The organism is Falsiroseomonas stagni DSM 19981, assembly GCF_900114315.1.
Taxonomy (GTDB): domain Bacteria; phylum Pseudomonadota; class Alphaproteobacteria; order Acetobacterales; family Acetobacteraceae; genus Falsiroseomonas; species Falsiroseomonas stagni.
The window spans coordinates 41,019-54,905 of record NZ_FOSQ01000014.1 but is presented as its reverse complement, the minus strand read 5'-3'; the positions used below and the strand labels follow the sequence as shown (position 1 = coordinate 54,905).

The 13,887-nt window shown below is 70.3% G+C and carries 16 protein-coding genes; 10 read left to right on the top strand and 6 right to left on the bottom strand.

Annotation, left to right across the window (positions count from 1 at the left end; all coding sequences use genetic code 11):
• Nucleotides 1–48: 48 nt before the first annotated feature.
• On the bottom strand, nucleotides 49–351 hold the full coding sequence (locus BM041_RS30800) for a PepSY domain-containing protein (RefSeq protein ID WP_175534156.1): 303 nt from the start codon (nucleotides 349–351) through the stop codon (nucleotides 49–51).
• Between the two features lie 128 nt (nucleotides 352–479).
• On the opposite strand from BM041_RS30800, the gene BM041_RS24925 reads away from it, so the two are divergent.
• From BM041_RS24925 to BM041_RS24915, 3 genes are read left to right on the top strand one after another with little or no spacing between them, the layout of a single operon-like run.
• Complete coding sequence (locus BM041_RS24925; protein ID WP_092962627.1) at nucleotides 480–815, top strand: PepSY domain-containing protein; 336 nt, start codon at nucleotides 480–482, stop codon at nucleotides 813–815.
• A complete protein-coding gene (locus tag BM041_RS24920) occupies nucleotides 815–1,474 on the top strand; it encodes a response regulator transcription factor (RefSeq protein ID WP_092962626.1) in 660 nt (219 codons plus the stop codon). Before BM041_RS24925 ends, BM041_RS24920 begins: the two co-directional genes overlap by 1 nt.
• Entirely contained in the window at nucleotides 1,474–2,820 is a 1,347-nt protein-coding gene (locus BM041_RS24915) for a sensor histidine kinase (protein WP_092962625.1), read from the top strand. The genes BM041_RS24920 and BM041_RS24915 overlap by 1 nt, the downstream gene beginning before the upstream one ends.
• Here BM041_RS24915 and ilvD read toward each other — a convergent pair.
• From ilvD to BM041_RS24900, 3 genes are all read right to left on the bottom strand, one after another.
• Nucleotides 2,798–4,654: a dihydroxy-acid dehydratase gene (gene ilvD, locus BM041_RS24910; protein ID WP_092962624.1), complete on the bottom strand. Its 1,857-nt coding sequence runs from the start codon at nucleotides 4,652–4,654 to the stop codon at nucleotides 2,798–2,800. The genes BM041_RS24915 and ilvD overlap by 23 nt on opposite strands.
• 87 nt (nucleotides 4,655–4,741) lie before the next feature.
• A complete protein-coding gene (locus BM041_RS24905; protein WP_092962623.1) occupies nucleotides 4,742–5,437 on the bottom strand; it encodes a 2OG-Fe(II) oxygenase in 696 nt (231 codons plus the stop codon).
• A gap of 47 nt (nucleotides 5,438–5,484) precedes the next feature.
• The gene (locus BM041_RS24900; RefSeq protein WP_092962622.1) at nucleotides 5,485–6,294 is read right to left on the bottom strand and encodes an HpcH/HpaI aldolase family protein; all 810 of its coding nucleotides are present in this window, start codon (nucleotides 6,292–6,294) and stop codon (nucleotides 5,485–5,487) included.
• 96 nt (nucleotides 6,295–6,390) lie between these two features.
• On the opposite strand from BM041_RS24900, the gene BM041_RS24895 reads away from it, so the two are divergent.
• The 4 genes from BM041_RS24895 to BM041_RS24880 all read left to right on the top strand — a co-directional run bounded on the left by BM041_RS24895 (nucleotide 6,391) and on the right by BM041_RS24880 (nucleotide 8,984).
• Nucleotides 6,391–6,735 carry an ArsR/SmtB family transcription factor gene (locus tag BM041_RS24895; RefSeq protein WP_092962621.1) on the top strand — a complete coding sequence of 115 codons (345 nt, stop codon included), beginning with the start codon at nucleotides 6,391–6,393 and terminating at the stop codon, nucleotides 6,733–6,735.
• Between the two features lie 8 nt (nucleotides 6,736–6,743).
• The gene (locus BM041_RS24890; RefSeq protein ID WP_175534173.1) at nucleotides 6,744–7,169 is read left to right on the top strand and encodes an SRPBCC family protein; all 426 of its coding nucleotides are present in this window, start codon (nucleotides 6,744–6,746) and stop codon (nucleotides 7,167–7,169) included.
• A gap of 42 nt (nucleotides 7,170–7,211) precedes the next feature.
• A complete protein-coding gene (locus tag BM041_RS24885; protein ID WP_092962619.1) occupies nucleotides 7,212–7,688 on the top strand; it encodes a DUF1579 domain-containing protein in 477 nt (158 codons plus the stop codon).
• A 108-nt stretch (nucleotides 7,689–7,796) separates the two neighbouring features.
• Nucleotides 7,797–8,984: a hypothetical protein gene (locus BM041_RS24880; protein ID WP_092962618.1), complete on the top strand. Its 1,188-nt coding sequence runs from the start codon at nucleotides 7,797–7,799 to the stop codon at nucleotides 8,982–8,984.
• 12 nt (nucleotides 8,985–8,996) lie between these two features.
• Here the strand turns inward: BM041_RS24880 and BM041_RS24875 are convergent, their stop codons facing one another.
• Nucleotides 8,997–9,989, bottom strand: a complete 993-nt coding sequence (locus tag BM041_RS24875; RefSeq protein ID WP_092962617.1) for a PhnD/SsuA/transferrin family substrate-binding protein — start codon at nucleotides 9,987–9,989, stop codon at nucleotides 8,997–8,999.
• 5 nt (nucleotides 9,990–9,994) lie between these two features.
• On the bottom strand, nucleotides 9,995–11,314 hold the full coding sequence (locus tag BM041_RS24870; protein ID WP_092962616.1) for a Rieske 2Fe-2S domain-containing protein: 1,320 nt from the start codon (nucleotides 11,312–11,314) through the stop codon (nucleotides 9,995–9,997).
• A gap of 131 nt (nucleotides 11,315–11,445) precedes the next feature.
• Between BM041_RS24870 and BM041_RS24865 the strand changes: the two genes are divergently transcribed.
• From BM041_RS24865 to BM041_RS24855, 3 genes are read left to right on the top strand one after another with little or no spacing between them, the layout of a single operon-like run.
• Nucleotides 11,446–12,414 (top strand): PDR/VanB family oxidoreductase, encoded by a 969-nt coding sequence (locus BM041_RS24865; RefSeq protein WP_092962615.1) that lies wholly within the window; start codon nucleotides 11,446–11,448, stop codon nucleotides 12,412–12,414.
• A complete protein-coding gene (locus BM041_RS24860; protein ID WP_245762263.1) occupies nucleotides 12,411–13,592 on the top strand; it encodes a Gfo/Idh/MocA family protein in 1,182 nt (393 codons plus the stop codon). Before BM041_RS24865 ends, BM041_RS24860 begins: the two co-directional genes overlap by 4 nt.
• A gap of 9 nt (nucleotides 13,593–13,601) precedes the next feature.
• Nucleotides 13,602–13,784 (top strand): hypothetical protein, encoded by a 183-nt coding sequence (locus BM041_RS24855; protein ID WP_092962614.1) that lies wholly within the window; start codon nucleotides 13,602–13,604, stop codon nucleotides 13,782–13,784.
• Nucleotides 13,785–13,887: the final 103 nt, after the last annotated feature.

Genomic DNA, 13,887 nt, shown 5'->3' with positions numbered 1-13,887 from the left:
GTTCGGGCCGCGGGGAGCGCCCGGCCTGATGGCCGGGCGCGGTCGGGATCAGCGCTGGCGCGGTGTGACGGCGCCGGATTGCGCATCAACGCGCAGCGCCACGCGCTGGCCGGCGCTGTCGGTCGCCTTCACGGCCCAGGCGCCACGCTCCCAATCCACTTCGCGGATGGTGCCGTAGCCGGCGGCCCTGACGGCCGCGATGGCGCCGGCGGCGTCCACCGTGGCGGCGGTGATGGCGCGCTGTTCCTCGCTGCGGCGCTGGTCGCGCTCCGGGGAGGCGAAGGCCGCCATGGGCAGCCCGGCGGCGAGGGCCAGGGCCAGCGGGGCGGCGAGGATGCGGGTGCGGGTCATGTCGGTTCTCTCCGTCTGTGCCGTTGCGGGTGGGCTGCAACGGGGCGCACTCTGGCGGCCCCCGCCTGAACCCAGCCTGAGGCGGCGGTTCAGCCGCCATTCAGCTTCGGGATGCCAGCCTGCCTGCCATGCGCCGCGCCCTTCTCCTTCTCTCCCTGCTGCTGCTGGCATCGCCCGCCCGCGCCGATGACCGGCGCGAGGGCCGGAGCGTTGACAGGCGCGGCCATGAACGTGCCCGCGCCGCGCTGGCCGCCGGGGAGATCCGCCCGCTGGCGGATCTGCTGGCGGAGGTGGAGCGCCGCTGGATCGGCCGGGTGATCGAGACGGAGCTGGAGCGTGAGGACGAGCGCTGGGTCTATGAGTTCAAGCTCCTGCCCCCCTCCGGCCGGGTCTTCGAACTCAAGCTCGATGCCGCCACGGGTGCATTGCTGCGCAGCCGCGGCCCGGTGCAGGAACGCCCCTGATGCGCCTGCTGGTGGTGGAGGACCACGCGACCCTGGCCGGGCAGCTTCGCGCGGCGCTGGAGGAGGCGCATTTCGCCGTCGATGTCGCGCCGGATGGGGAGGAAGGTCACTTCCTCGGGGATACGGAGCCCTATGACGCCGTGGTGCTCGACCTCGGCCTGCCGGTGCTGGATGGCATGACGGTCCTGCGCCGCTGGCGCGCCGCGGGGCGGTCCATGCCCGTGCTGATCCTGACCGCGCGCGATGGCTGGACGGAGAAGGTGGCCGGGCTGAATGCCGGCGCCGACGACTATCTGGCGAAACCCTTCATGATGGCGGAGCTGGTGGCGCGGGTGCAGGCGCTGGTGCGGCGCGCCCATGGCCAGGCGCGGGCCGATATCACGCTCGGCCGGCTGGTGGTGGATACGGCCGCGGCGCGCGTGATGCTGGATGGCGCGGCGGTGCGGCTCACCGCGCTGGAATACCGGCTGCTCGCCTATCTCGCGCATCATGCCGGCCAGGTCGTCTCCAAGACCGAACTGACGGAACACCTCTACGCGCAGGATTTCGACCGGGACAGCAACACGCTGGAAGTCGTGGTCGGGCGGCTGCGCAAGAAGCTGGGGGAGGGGATGATCGAGACGCTGCGCGGGCAGGGCTACCGCCTGGCCGCCGGGTGATGCGCTCCCTCACGCTGCGGCTGGCGCTGCTGGCGGGGCTCTGGGTGGCGGCGGGGCTGGGCGGCGCCGCCTGGTTCGTGACCGGCATCGTGACGGCGCAGATCGAGGCCGCGCTGGAAGCCCGCCTCGGCGCCGTGCTCGACAGCCTGGCGGCGGCGGTGGAGGTCGATGCGGCGGGCCAGGCCAGCCTGGCCCGTTCCCCGGCCGGTGCGGATTTCGAGGCACCCTTCTCCGGCGCCTATTGGCAGGTGACGGGGCCGGATGGCGGGGTCGTCACCTCCCGCTCCCTCTGGGACCAGTCGCTGCCGGCGGCATCGCGTGACCATGCCGGGGTGCTGCTGCGCCAGGCCACCGGCCCGCGCGGGGAGCCGCTGCTGATGGCGGAGCGCGACCTGCTGCTGCCCGATGGCGCGGCGCCGCTGCATGTCGCTGTCGCACTTTCCCGCGCCGCGACAATGGCGGAGGTGGCGCGGCTACAGCGCGGCCTCGGGCTGGTGTTCCTGCTGCTGGGCGTGGGGCTCGTGGGCGGCGTGGTGCTGCAGGTCGTGGTGGGCCTGGCGCCGCTGCGCCGCATCCGCCGCGCGCTGGCCGAGGTCCGGGCCGGGGAGCGGGAGGCCCTGGCGATGCCCGCGCCATCGGAGATCGCGCCCCTGGTGACGGAGGTGGATGCGCTGATCCGCCAGAACCGGGATACGGTGGCCATGGCCCGGACCCATCTCGGCAACCTCGCCCACGCCCTGAAGACGCCGATCGCCGTGCTGCGCAACGCGCTGGAGGCATCGCCCCCCGCCATCCCCGTGGCGCGGGCGGAAGCCGCGGCGCTGGATCGCCTGGTGCAGCACCACCTGGCCCGCGCCCGCAGCGCCGCCCTGGCGGCTGGTGCGGCGGAGGTCGCGCCGCTGGCGCTGGTGGAGGAAGTGGCGCAGGCGCTGCGGCGGCTGTTCCGCGGTATCGCCATCACGGTCCAGGGCGATGCCCGCGCGCGGCTGCGCGCCGATGCGCAGGACCTGACGGAGATGCTGGGCAATCTGATGGAGAATGCCTGCCAATGGGCCGGCGCCACCGTCACCGTCACCATCGCCGCGGAGGGCGATACCATGCGCATCGCGGTGGAGGATGACGGCCCCGGCCTGACGCCGGGCCTGGCGGCGGGTGACGCCATGGCGCGGGGCGTGAGGCTGGATGAGGCCAAGCCTGGCAGCGGCCTCGGCCTGGCCATCGTGCGGGATCTGGCGGCGCTGGCCGGCGGTTCCCTGGAACTGGCAGAGGGCGCGAAGGGAGGCCTTCGCGCCCTGCTGGTGCTGCCGCGCCGCGGCGCCGGCGCTACTTCCGGCGCAGGCCGTTGAGGTCCCGCACCGCGCCACGCGATGCGCTGGTCGCCAGCGCCGCGTAGGCCTTGAGCGCGGTGGAGACGGCGCGCTTGCGCGGCTCCGCCGGCTGCCACGCCGCATCGCCCTTCGCTTCCATCGCCGCGCGGCGCGCCGCGATCACGTCATCCGGCACGGCCAGGTGGATGCGGCGGTTCGGGATGTCGATCTCGATGATGTCGCCTTCCTCCACCAGCCCGACGAGGCCGCCCTCGGCGGCTTCCGGCGACAGGTGGCCGATGGAAAGGCCGGAGGAGCCGCCGGAGAAGCGGCCATCCGTCACCAGCGCGCAGGCCTTCCCGAGGCCGACGGACTTCAGGTAGCTCGTGGGGTAGAGCATCTCCTGCATCCCCGGGCCGCCGCGCGGGCCTTCGTAGCGCACCAGCACGATGTCGCCGGCCTTCACCTTCTTGCCGAGGATGGCCTCGACCGAGGCATCCTGGCTTTCGAAGACGCGGGCCGGGCCGGTGAACTTGAGGATGGAGGCATCGACGCCGGCCGTCTTCACGATGCAGCCTTCCTCCGCGATGTTGCCGAACAGCACGGCAAGACCGCCATCGGCGGAGAAGGCGTGTTCCTTCGAGCGGATCACGCCCGTCGCGCGGTCGGTGTCCAGGCTCTCCCATCGTTCGGCCTGGCTGAAGGCGACCTGCGTCGGCACGCCGCCCGGTGCCGCCTTGAAGAATTCCAGCACGCTGTCATCGACCTTGCCGGCGATGTCCCATTCGGCCAGGGCTTCGCCGAGCGTTGGGCTGTCCACGCGGCTGGTGGAGGTATCCAGCAGTCCCGCACGATCCAGCTCGCCGAGGATGGACATGATGCCGCCGGCGCGGTGCACATCCTCCACATGCACATCGGCGACGCTCGGCGCCACCTTGCACAGCACGGGGACACGGCGGGACAGGCGGTCGATATCCGCCATGGTGAAGTCCACCTGGCCTTCCTGCGCCGCCGCCAGCAGGTGCAACACCGTGTTCGTGGAGCCACCCATGGCGATGTCGAGCGTCATCGCATTCTCGAATGCCGTGCGCGTGGCGATGGCGCGCGGCAGGACGGACATGTCCTCGGTCTCGTAGTGGCGGCGCGTGATCTCGACGATCCGGCGGCCGGCTTCCAGGAACAGGCGCTTGCGATCCGCATGGGTGGCCAGGACGGTGCCGTTGCCCGGCAGCGCGAGGCCCAGTGCCTCCGTCAGGCAGTTCATCGAATTGGCGGTGAACATGCCGGAGCAGCTGCCGCAGGTCGGGCAGGCGCTGCGTTCGATGACGGCCACTTCCTCATCCGTCACGCTGGCATCGGCGGCGACGATCATGGCGTCGATCAGGTCCACCGACCGCTTCTTGCCGCGATGGATCACCTTGCCCGCTTCCATCGGCCCGCCGGAGACGAAGATGGCGGGGATGTTGAGGCGCATCGCCGCCATCAGCATGCCCGGCGTGATCTTGTCGCAGTTGGAGATGCAGACCATGGCATCCGCGCAATGCGCGTTGACCATGTATTCGACGCTGTCGGCGATCAGCTCCCGCGACGGCAGGCTGTAGAGCATGCCGTCATGCCCCATGGCGATGCCGTCATCCACCGCGATGGTGTTGAATTCCTTCGCCACGCCGCCCGCGGCCTCGATCTCCCGCGCCACCATCTGGCCCAGATCCTTCAGGTGCACGTGGCCGGGGACGAACTGGGTGAAACTGTTGACGACGGCGATGATGGGCTTGCCGAAATCGCCGTCCTTCATGCCGGTGGCGCGCCACAGGCCCCGCGCGCCGGCCATGTTGCGGCCATGGGTGGTGGTGCGGCTGCGGTACTGGGGCATCGTGGACGGTCCTGTGCCGGGTTTGGGTGCCGGGCAGGCCCGGCCACCAGCCCGATCTAGACCCTGCGCCACGCCTCGGCCAGACGGTCAGGCCGCGTCATGCAGGATGATGCCCAGCGTCCGGCGCAGACCTGCCCGCACGCGGCTGACGCCATGGCGCATGGCGACGCGGTAGATGCCGCGGGTGCCCTGCACCGGCCGGTGGTTGACGGCGAAGATCACGGCCTGGCCCTGCGCCAGGGGCACGACCTCGACCCGCGACTGCATGCGGGGGCGCTGTTCGGTCAGCACGAATTCACCGCCCTCGAAATCCCGCCCCGGTGCCGAGAGCAGGATGGTGGCCTGCAAGGGGAAGACATGCGGGCCATAGAGGTCCTGGTGAAGGCAGTTGTAGTCGCCGGGGCCGTAGGACAGCAGCAGCGGCGTGGGCTTGGCCTGACCGGCCGCGTGGCAGCGCGCCAGGAAGGCATCCAGCGACGTCGGAAAGGGCTCGCCGGCCCCGCCCATCGCCAGGCGCCAGCGCTCCGCCATCGGCGCTAGCCCGGCATAGAGCGCGGCGCGCAGCGCGGGCAGCGGGTCCGGCAGGGGATAGGCGAAGTAGCGGTATTCGCCCCGCCCGAAGCCGTGCCGCGCCATCACGACCCGGCTGCGGAAGGGGGCGGGGTCGTCATACAGCGCGGCCAGGGCCGTGCAGTCGGCGGCGCCCAGCAGGGGCGGCGTCACCGCGCAACCCGTGGCGTCCAGGTCGGCCGCGATGCGCGGCCAGTCGAGCGTCAGGTCCATGCCGGCCAGCCTGCCACGTCCCGGGGTCGCGCGCCTTCCGGCCGTTGCTACGGCAGGCCGTTCCGCCCCGGATCACGCGGGGCGACCTCCGCATCGCGCCCGGCGGTGATGGCGCGGGACAGGGCGTCGCGCAGCAGCATCACCTCATGCCCGATGCAGAGGCAGCGGAAGCCGGCGCCCCGCGCCGCCGCGGCCTGGGCGCCATCCGCGGCCAGCCAGCCGATCGGCTTGCCCTGGGCCGCCGCCGCATCCCGCAGCGTGGCCGCCGCGGCTCGGTAGGCCGGTTCCTCGAAGCGCCCGGGGATGCCGAGGCTGTCGGAGAGATCGAAATGGCCGAGCCACAGCAGGTCGAGCCCCGGCACCGCGGCGATGGCCGGCGCGGCCTCGATCCCTGCTGCGCTTTCCACCAGCGCGATGGTCAGCACCGCCTGGTTGGCGGCGGCCATCTTCTCCAGCGGCGGGCCGGCGGCGTAGCCATCATGCGCCAGGCCGAAGGCCAGGCCGCGGCGCCCCTCCGGCCGGTAGCGGCAGGCATCGACCAGCGCCCTGGCCTGGGCCGCGCTTTCCACCAGCGGCATCATGATGCCCAGCGCCCCGGCATCCAGCAAAGGCGGCGCCAGGCCGGGATCGGGGCGCGGCAGCCGCACCATCGGCACGATGCCCGCCGCCCGGGCGAAGGCGCATTGGGCCTTCACACCCTCGATGCCGAGGCCGCTGTGTTCCATGTCCAGGATGACGAATTCGGCGCCCGCGGCGGCCAGGATGGGCGCGAGGCCCGGGGTGAAGAACTCGAAGGCCATCAGGCCGAAGCAGGTCTCCCCCTGCAGCAGCCGCCGGCGGACCGGATTCGCGATCATGGGCCTGGTTCCTCCCCGTCCCTGCGATGCTGCGCCGGGTCGCGGGGAGGTGGGAAGACTTGACCCGGTGGCGCTTGGGTGTTTATTGTTAACTCTATGGTTAAACAAAATCCCGCTGCCGAACCCCGCCTCGACAAGGTCTTCGCCGCCCTGTCGGACCCGACGCGCCGGGCGCTGATCGCCCGGCTGGATGCGGAGGATGGGCTTTCGATCTCCGCCCTGGCGCAGCCGCTGGCCATGTCCCTGCCCGCGGTGATGAAGCACCTGGATGTGCTGGAAGGCGCCGGGCTGATCGCCCGCAGCAAATCGGGCCGCACCGTGACCTGCCGGCTGACCGCCGCGCCGATGGAGGACGCCATGGGCTGGCTGCTGCGCTACCAGCGCTTCTGGACCGAGAGCCTCGATCGCCTGGCGGCGGCGCTGGAGGCCGAGCAACCGTGACCGCCGTCATGCCGAGCCTGACGCTGGTGAAGCGCATCAAGGCGCCGCCCGCCACGGTTTTCGCCGCATGGACGCGGCCGGCGATGATCGCCCGCTGGTTCGGCCCCCACCACACCAAGGTCGAGCAGGCGGAGATCGAGGCGCGGGAGGGCGGGCGCTTCCTGATCCGGCTGGTGGAGGAGAATGGCGAACGCCACGGCGTCGGCGGCACCTACACGGTGTTCGAACCCGAGCGCCGGCTGGTCTTCACCTGGGCCTGGGTCTCCATGCCCGAACGTGAATCCCGCGTGACCGTCGAATTCCGGCCCATCCCCGACGGCACGGAGGTCACGCTGACCCATGACCGCTTCGCCGATCCCGAAACCGCCACGCGCCATCGCCGCGGCTGGACGGAATCGCTGGAGCGGCTGGAGGCGCTGCACGCAAGCGCCTGACGTGCCTGCCGGCTGAACGAACCGCCGAGGAAGGAACACGGCATGGATATCCCGCAGCCCACGCCCGACCATGAATGGCTGCTGTGCCTGGTCGGCGACTGGATCATGGAGGGCAGTTGCAGCATGGGCGACGGCCAGGGCGAGCAGCTGCTGCGCGGCACGGAGAAGGTCCGCGCCATCGGAAGCCTCTGGGTGCAGGGCGAGAGCCAGGCGGAGATGCCGGGCGGCGGCACCGCCACCAACCTCATCACCCTTGGCCACGACATCGCCCGCGGTCGCTTCACCGGCAGCTTCATCTCCTCCGCCATGTCGATGATGTGGCTCTATGACGGGGTGCGGGAGGGCGATGTGCTGACGCTGGACTGCGAAGGCCCGGACTTCACCGACCCGACCCGGCGCCTGCACTACCAGGACATCGTGGAGATGCTGCCGGATGGCGGGCGCACGCTGTCATCGCGCGTCCGGATGCCGGATGGCCAGTGGCAGCCGATCATGCGGGCGGCGTACCGGCGGATTTGACCGGGTCGCATCGGGATTGACAGGCGCAGGCCGGGTATTGCTTAGTCTTCGAAGTTTATGCCCGGCCCCGCTCCTCGCAAGGCGTGGCCGGTGGAGGAGGAAGCCGCCATGCCCCGCCTGGCCAATCGCGTCGAGGACATCATCGCCGCCCCCACGCGCCGCGGCCTGCCGCGCAAGGTGACGCATCCGCCGGCGGACATCGCCGCCTCCATCAAGGGCATGGACAATTTCTGCCGCGTCATGGCGATCCGGCCCGGCGACCATGTGGTGATGCTGATCGACCCGCTGCTGGACCCGCGCGTGGTGCAGGCGGTGCAGGGCCTGGCGCGGGGGCGTGGCGCCACCTTCATCGCCTATATGGGCGACAGCACGCGCTACGTGACCATCCCGGATGAGGCGAAGGCGCTGCTGGAACGCGCGACCTTCGTCGTCTCCACCTGGTTCGCCAGCGTGATCGATCCCTTCTGCATGGCGCTGCGGAAGAACAAGGGCCAGCGCTGGGTCAAGATCACCTTCTTCCGCGACCTGGACCTGCTGAACACGCCGCAGGCGCAGTTCCCGATCGACCTGCTCGGCGAGATCATCCGCGCGACCTCGCGCCTGTTCCCCGAGCAGGGCGATTTCACGCTGCGCTTCACCGATCCGCGCGGCACGGATTTCCGCATCCCCTACACCGATGCGATGCTGCAGAAGCTGAAGCGCCACAATCGCTGGCGTGGGCACAATGTGGCGGATGAGGATGGCTGCTACGTCCACTATTTGCCGACGCATGGCCCGAACCTGTTCGAGCCCGGCATGGTGGGGCTGAAGCCGGAGGACAAGGTCGGCATATCAGGCACCATCTGGGCGCAATGGGCCGTCGGCTTCGACCACCCCTTCGCGACACCCGTCGGCGTGGAGTTCCAGGACGACGTGGTGCATGCCGTGCATGGCGAGGGTTTCGAGGCCGAGGTGCTGCGCGACTACCTCATTGGCGGGACACTCGAGGAAGTGGGCTGCGGCCACAACCCGAAGGCGCCGCGCTTCGACATCTACCCCGCCGGTCCCAATTCCCCCGGCGCCCTGCATTTCGGCATCAACGCGCTGAAGCCTTCCGAATATCTGCGCCGCGTGATGCCGAACTGGGAGGAGCCGCACATCCACATGGATCTGGTGACCTATGACAGCACGGTCACCGCGGGCAACAGCCCGATGATCGAGGATGGCTACCTGCTGTCCCTGCGCGACCCGAAGGTGGTCGCGCTGGCCGAGCGCTACGGCGATCCGCTGGAACTGCTGGAGGGCTTTCCGGTCTGAGGGGGAAACCCCTCACACCTTGTGCGCTTCCAGCGTGCTCGGGTGGAAGAGTTCCTCCGCCGCCAGCACGCGGTTCGACAGGCCCTGCGCATGGTGGTGGCGCAGGAAGTAGTCGAAGACGTGGCGGTTGGGCGCCAGGCCGTAGCTGAAGAAATCCTCGCCCATCAGCTGCCGTGCGCGACGCAAATTCTCCTCCACGAAGGGCAGCGTGACCTTGGTGGCGGAGGTGTCGGTCAGCCGTTCCAGCGCGATGTCCTTCGACTTCTGGAAGCCCTTCATCACCGCCGTCGGCAGCCAGGGATGCTTGTCCACCAGCGTCCTGCGGATGCCGAGCACATGCATCACCGGGAAGATGCGCGTCTTCCGGAACCAGGCGGTCGCCTCGGCCGTCGGGTCATCGAACAGCCAGCGGATGGCGGGATCACCGCGTTCGAAGCAGGATGGCGCACGCGGGCCCATCACGCCGTCGAGTTCGCCGGCGGCGAGCATGCCGGAGATGGTCTTCCCTTCCGGCGCATTCTCCACCACCACGCCATCGGGCAGCGTCACGCTCAGCTTCTCGATCCGCCCGGGGCTTTCATAGCCGCCGCGCACCCAGGTGATGTCGCGCTGGTTGACGCCGTATTCCTCCTCCAGGATCGCGCGCGCCCAGACATTCGCGGTCAGCTGGTATTCCGGCATGCCGATGCGCTTGCCGCGAAGGTCGGCGGGCGTGCGGATGCCACGGTCGTTGCGCACGACGATGCAGGTGTGGCGGAAGGCGCGGGAGGGAAAGACGGGGATCGCGACATAGGGGCTGTCGCCCCGCGCGACGCGCAGGCTGTAGGAGGAGAGCGAGAGTTCGCAGATGTCGAAGGCCTCATGCCGCATGGCCCGGAAGAAGATCTCCTCCGGTTCCAGCAGCATGAATTGCGGATCGACCGCGTCGATCCGCGCCTCGCCGCGTACCAGCGGCATCATGCGGTCATAGGGGCCGATGGCGACGGAGAGGGAAAGGTTGCTCATCGATCCTACTCGGCAGCCTGGGCCGGTGCGGCGCCCGGGAAGAGGCTGCGCTCCAGTTCGGTGGTGCCGAGGGTGCGCCAATCCGTGGTCTTCGGCACCACGCCCTCGAAGCTCGCAATGTCCTTCTTCGGCACCATCGGCGCCGTCCGGCCGAGTGCGGGCGCGCCTTCCGCGAAGGCTTTCGCGGCCTCGATCATCAGGCGGCGCCACTGCACGATGGCAACGTCGCTGGCGCCCAGCCGTTCGGAGGTGCGGTCCGCGATCAGCCCCATGCCTTCCCACATCGCCATGTCCTGCGCGGGGATGCCCTTGATGCCCGTGAAATTGCCGAGCTTCATCAGGTTGCGGTCCTGCAAATAGTCGTTGTCCCGCACCCGCAGCCTGGCCCAGCCCTTGGCGGGATCGACATCGACACCCGGCGTCAGCGCCAGGAACTTCCGCCATTCGGCCATGGAGGGCACGTCCGGCCCATCCCCCCAGGCGATGAAGTGGAACATGCAGCTGTGGTCGTCGATCGGGATCGTCACCTGCGCCACGTTGTAGCTGGCGTTCGGCGGGATCAGGCAGATCAGCGGCGCGACGAAGGTGGTGATGCGGATGTAGTCGTTCACCGACGCGTTCTGGATCGGCCGGCGGATGGCGGCGTAGCGGAAGCCGTAGGAGGTGAGCTGCACCTGCAGCCGCGGCGCCTTGTCCGTCGAAGGCCGGGTCCACCCCTTCGCACTGGCGCTGGCGCGGCCGACGCGGGCGGGGACCATGTCCGACGAATGCAGCGACGATGAATGGGCGCTGTCGATCTGCCCTTCCACTACTTGCGCCCAGTTGCAGTCCACGCGCGCGGTGCCGATGGAAACGCGCGTCTCCGGCGTCGGCGCGAAGGGCGGGGGCTCGAAGGCCGGCATCGTCGCGCGGTCGCCCATATAGGCCCAGACGAAACCGCCGGCTTCCTCGGTCGGATAGGCGGGGTGCTTGAACTTCGCGGCGGCGCAGGCCTCCGGCGGCTCCGACGGCATCTCGACGACATTGCCGTCGGCATCGACCTTCCAGCCGTGATAGAGGCAGCGCAACCCGCCTTCCTCGTTCCGGCCATAGACGAGCGACGCCTTGCGATGCGGGCAGAATTCGCCGACCAGGCCGACCCGGCCCTCGGCATCGCGGTAGGCGACCAGGTTCTCGCCCAGGATGCGGACGCGGATGGGCTTGCCCTCGGGCTCCTCCACCTCCTCCGACAGGCAGACGGGCAGCCAATGCTGGCGCATCAGGCGGCCCATGGGGGCATCGCCCTCGACGCGGGCCAGAAGCTGGTTTTCCTCATGGGTCAGCATGCCGCTTCCTCCACACTGCAAGGCTGGCCAATACTTAGCGTTCTAAGTGCCGGGCCTGCAAGGCAGGGCGGCCGGGGCTTGACCAAAATTCTTAGATAGCTAAGTAAATCCCGGCAGGGAGGGCCGTGCGCATGGACGAGGATGGGGAGTTCCGCCCCTTGCGGGTGCTGGCCGCCGAGGCGATCGCCGAGGGCATCTTCCGCTTCGACCTGGCCGATCCCGATGGTGCCGACCTGCCTGCATTCACTGCCGGCGCCCATCTGTGCGTGCGACTGCCGAACGGCCTGACGCGCCGCTATTCCCTGTGCAGCGATCCCGCCGAGACGGCCGGCTACAGCATCGCCGTGAAGCGCGATCCCGCCGGGCGGGGCGGGTCCGTCCTGCTGTGCGACCAGGTGAAGGCCGGGGACCTGCTGCCCTGCGCCCCGCCGCGCAACGATTTCCCGCTGGCCGGCAACCCGGCCTCACGCCTGTTCATCGCGGGGGGCATCGGCATCACGCCGATCATGGCCATGATCCGGCACCTCCAGGCCGAGGGGCGCCCGCCCTGGAAGCTCATCTACCTCACGCGCTCCGCGGCCGAGACCGCGTTCCGGGACGAACTCTCGGCGCCCGATCTGAAGGGCAAGGTCACCATCCACCACGATGGCGGCGACCCCGACCGCGCCTTCGACCTCTGGCCGCTGCTCGACCAGCCCAAGGGCCGCCACATCCATTGCTGCGGCCCGCGCGGGCTGATGCAGGCAGTGCGGGACATGACCGGCCACTGGCCGGCCTCCGCCGTGCATTTCGAGGATTTTGGCAGTGGCGGCGGGCAGAAGCGCGCGGATGACGCACCCTTCGCCGTGCGCCTGGCCAGCAGCGGTGCCCGGATCGACGTGCCGCCCGGCACCACCATCCTGGATGCGCTGCGCGGCGCGGGCATCGCCGTCTCCCATTCCTGCGAAAGCGGCACCTGCGGGTCCTGCCGCACCGGGCTGCTGGGCGGGGCGGTCGACCACCGCGACCTCGTGCTCATGGAGCATGAGAAGGCATCGCAGCTGATGGTCTGCGTCTCCCGCGCCGCGCCGGGCACGGAAGAACTGGTCATCGACCTGTGACGCGGCGGCTGCGGCTTGGCGTCGTCGGCCTCAGCCGGGCCTTCACGCTGATGCTGCCGACCCTCGCCGGCCACCGGCGGGTGGAACTCGTGGCCTGCGCCGATCCGCGGCCGGAGGCGCGTGCGCGCTTCACCCGGGATTTCCCCGGCAGCCGCGCCCATGCCGACATCGCCGCGCTCTGCCGGGACGGGGCGGTGGAGGCGATCTATGTCGCCACACCCCACCAGTACCACGCTGCCGACGTCATCGCCGCCAGCGCCGCCGGCAAGCACTGCCTGGTGGAAAAGCCCATGGCGATCACGCTGGACGACTGTGCCGCGATGATCGAGGCCGCGGACCGCGCCGGGGTGCAACTCGTCATCGGCCACAGCCACAGCCAGGACGGGCCGGTGCTGGCGGCACGGCGGCTGGTCGCCTCCGGCACGCATGGCCGCGTCCGGCTGATCACGGCGCTGACCTACACGGATTTCCTCTATCGCCCGCGCCGGCCGGAGGAGCTGGACACGGCACGGGGCGGCGGCGTGGTGTTCAGCCAGGGCGCGCACCAGCTGGACGTGGTGCGCCTGCTGGGCGGTGGCCTGCTGCGCAGCATCCGCGCCCAGTGCTTCGGCTGGGATGCCGGGCGCCCGACGGAGGGCGCCTATGCGGCCTTCCTGCAATTCGCGGACGGCGCGACGGCGACCCTGACCTATAGCGGCCATGGGCGGTATGACAGCGACGAATTGATGGGCTGGGTGGGCGAACTCGGCCAGGCGCGCGACCCCGACGCCTATGGCACCGCGCGCCGCGCCCTGGCCGGCATCACCGATGAGGAAGCGGCCAAGGCACGCCGGGCCTATGGTCCCGACACGCCACCGCTGGCCCCGCCCGCTGCGCCCGCCTTTCACAATCAGTTCGGCTTCCTGCTGGCGAGTTGCGAGCGCGCCGACCTGCGCCTGACGCCGGAGGGGGTGATGGTCCATACCGATGACCGGCGCTGGCTGGAACCGGCCCCCCTGCCCGAGGTTCCGCGCGGGGAGGTGCTGGACGAGTTCTGCGCCGCCGTGCTGGACGGCATCCCGCCGCTGCATTCCGGCGCCTGGGGCATGGCCACGCTGGAAGCCTGTCTCGCGGTGCTGGAATCCGCTCGGAGCGGGCGGGACGTGACACTAAGCCACCAGATTGCCGTACCAGGCTGAGGAGACCGCATGGCCACGCTACGCATCGAGGCGACCCGCGACAGCGCCACGGGCCTCTTCTACCTCCTCGTCTTCATGCCGGCGGAGTCGACGGAGCCCTTCGTCACCACCGCGCCCCGCTACATGAGCGCGGCTGCCGCCGAGCAGGACATGATCGCCACCATCACCGCCACGGCGAACCGGCCGCGGTAGGGCACTATGTGTTCAGATTGAATCATCTGAACGCAGCCTGCTAGCGGCCCAGCCCCCCCTTCGGCACGGGCGGCCGGCGTCGTCCGCATTGGGGAATTGCTAA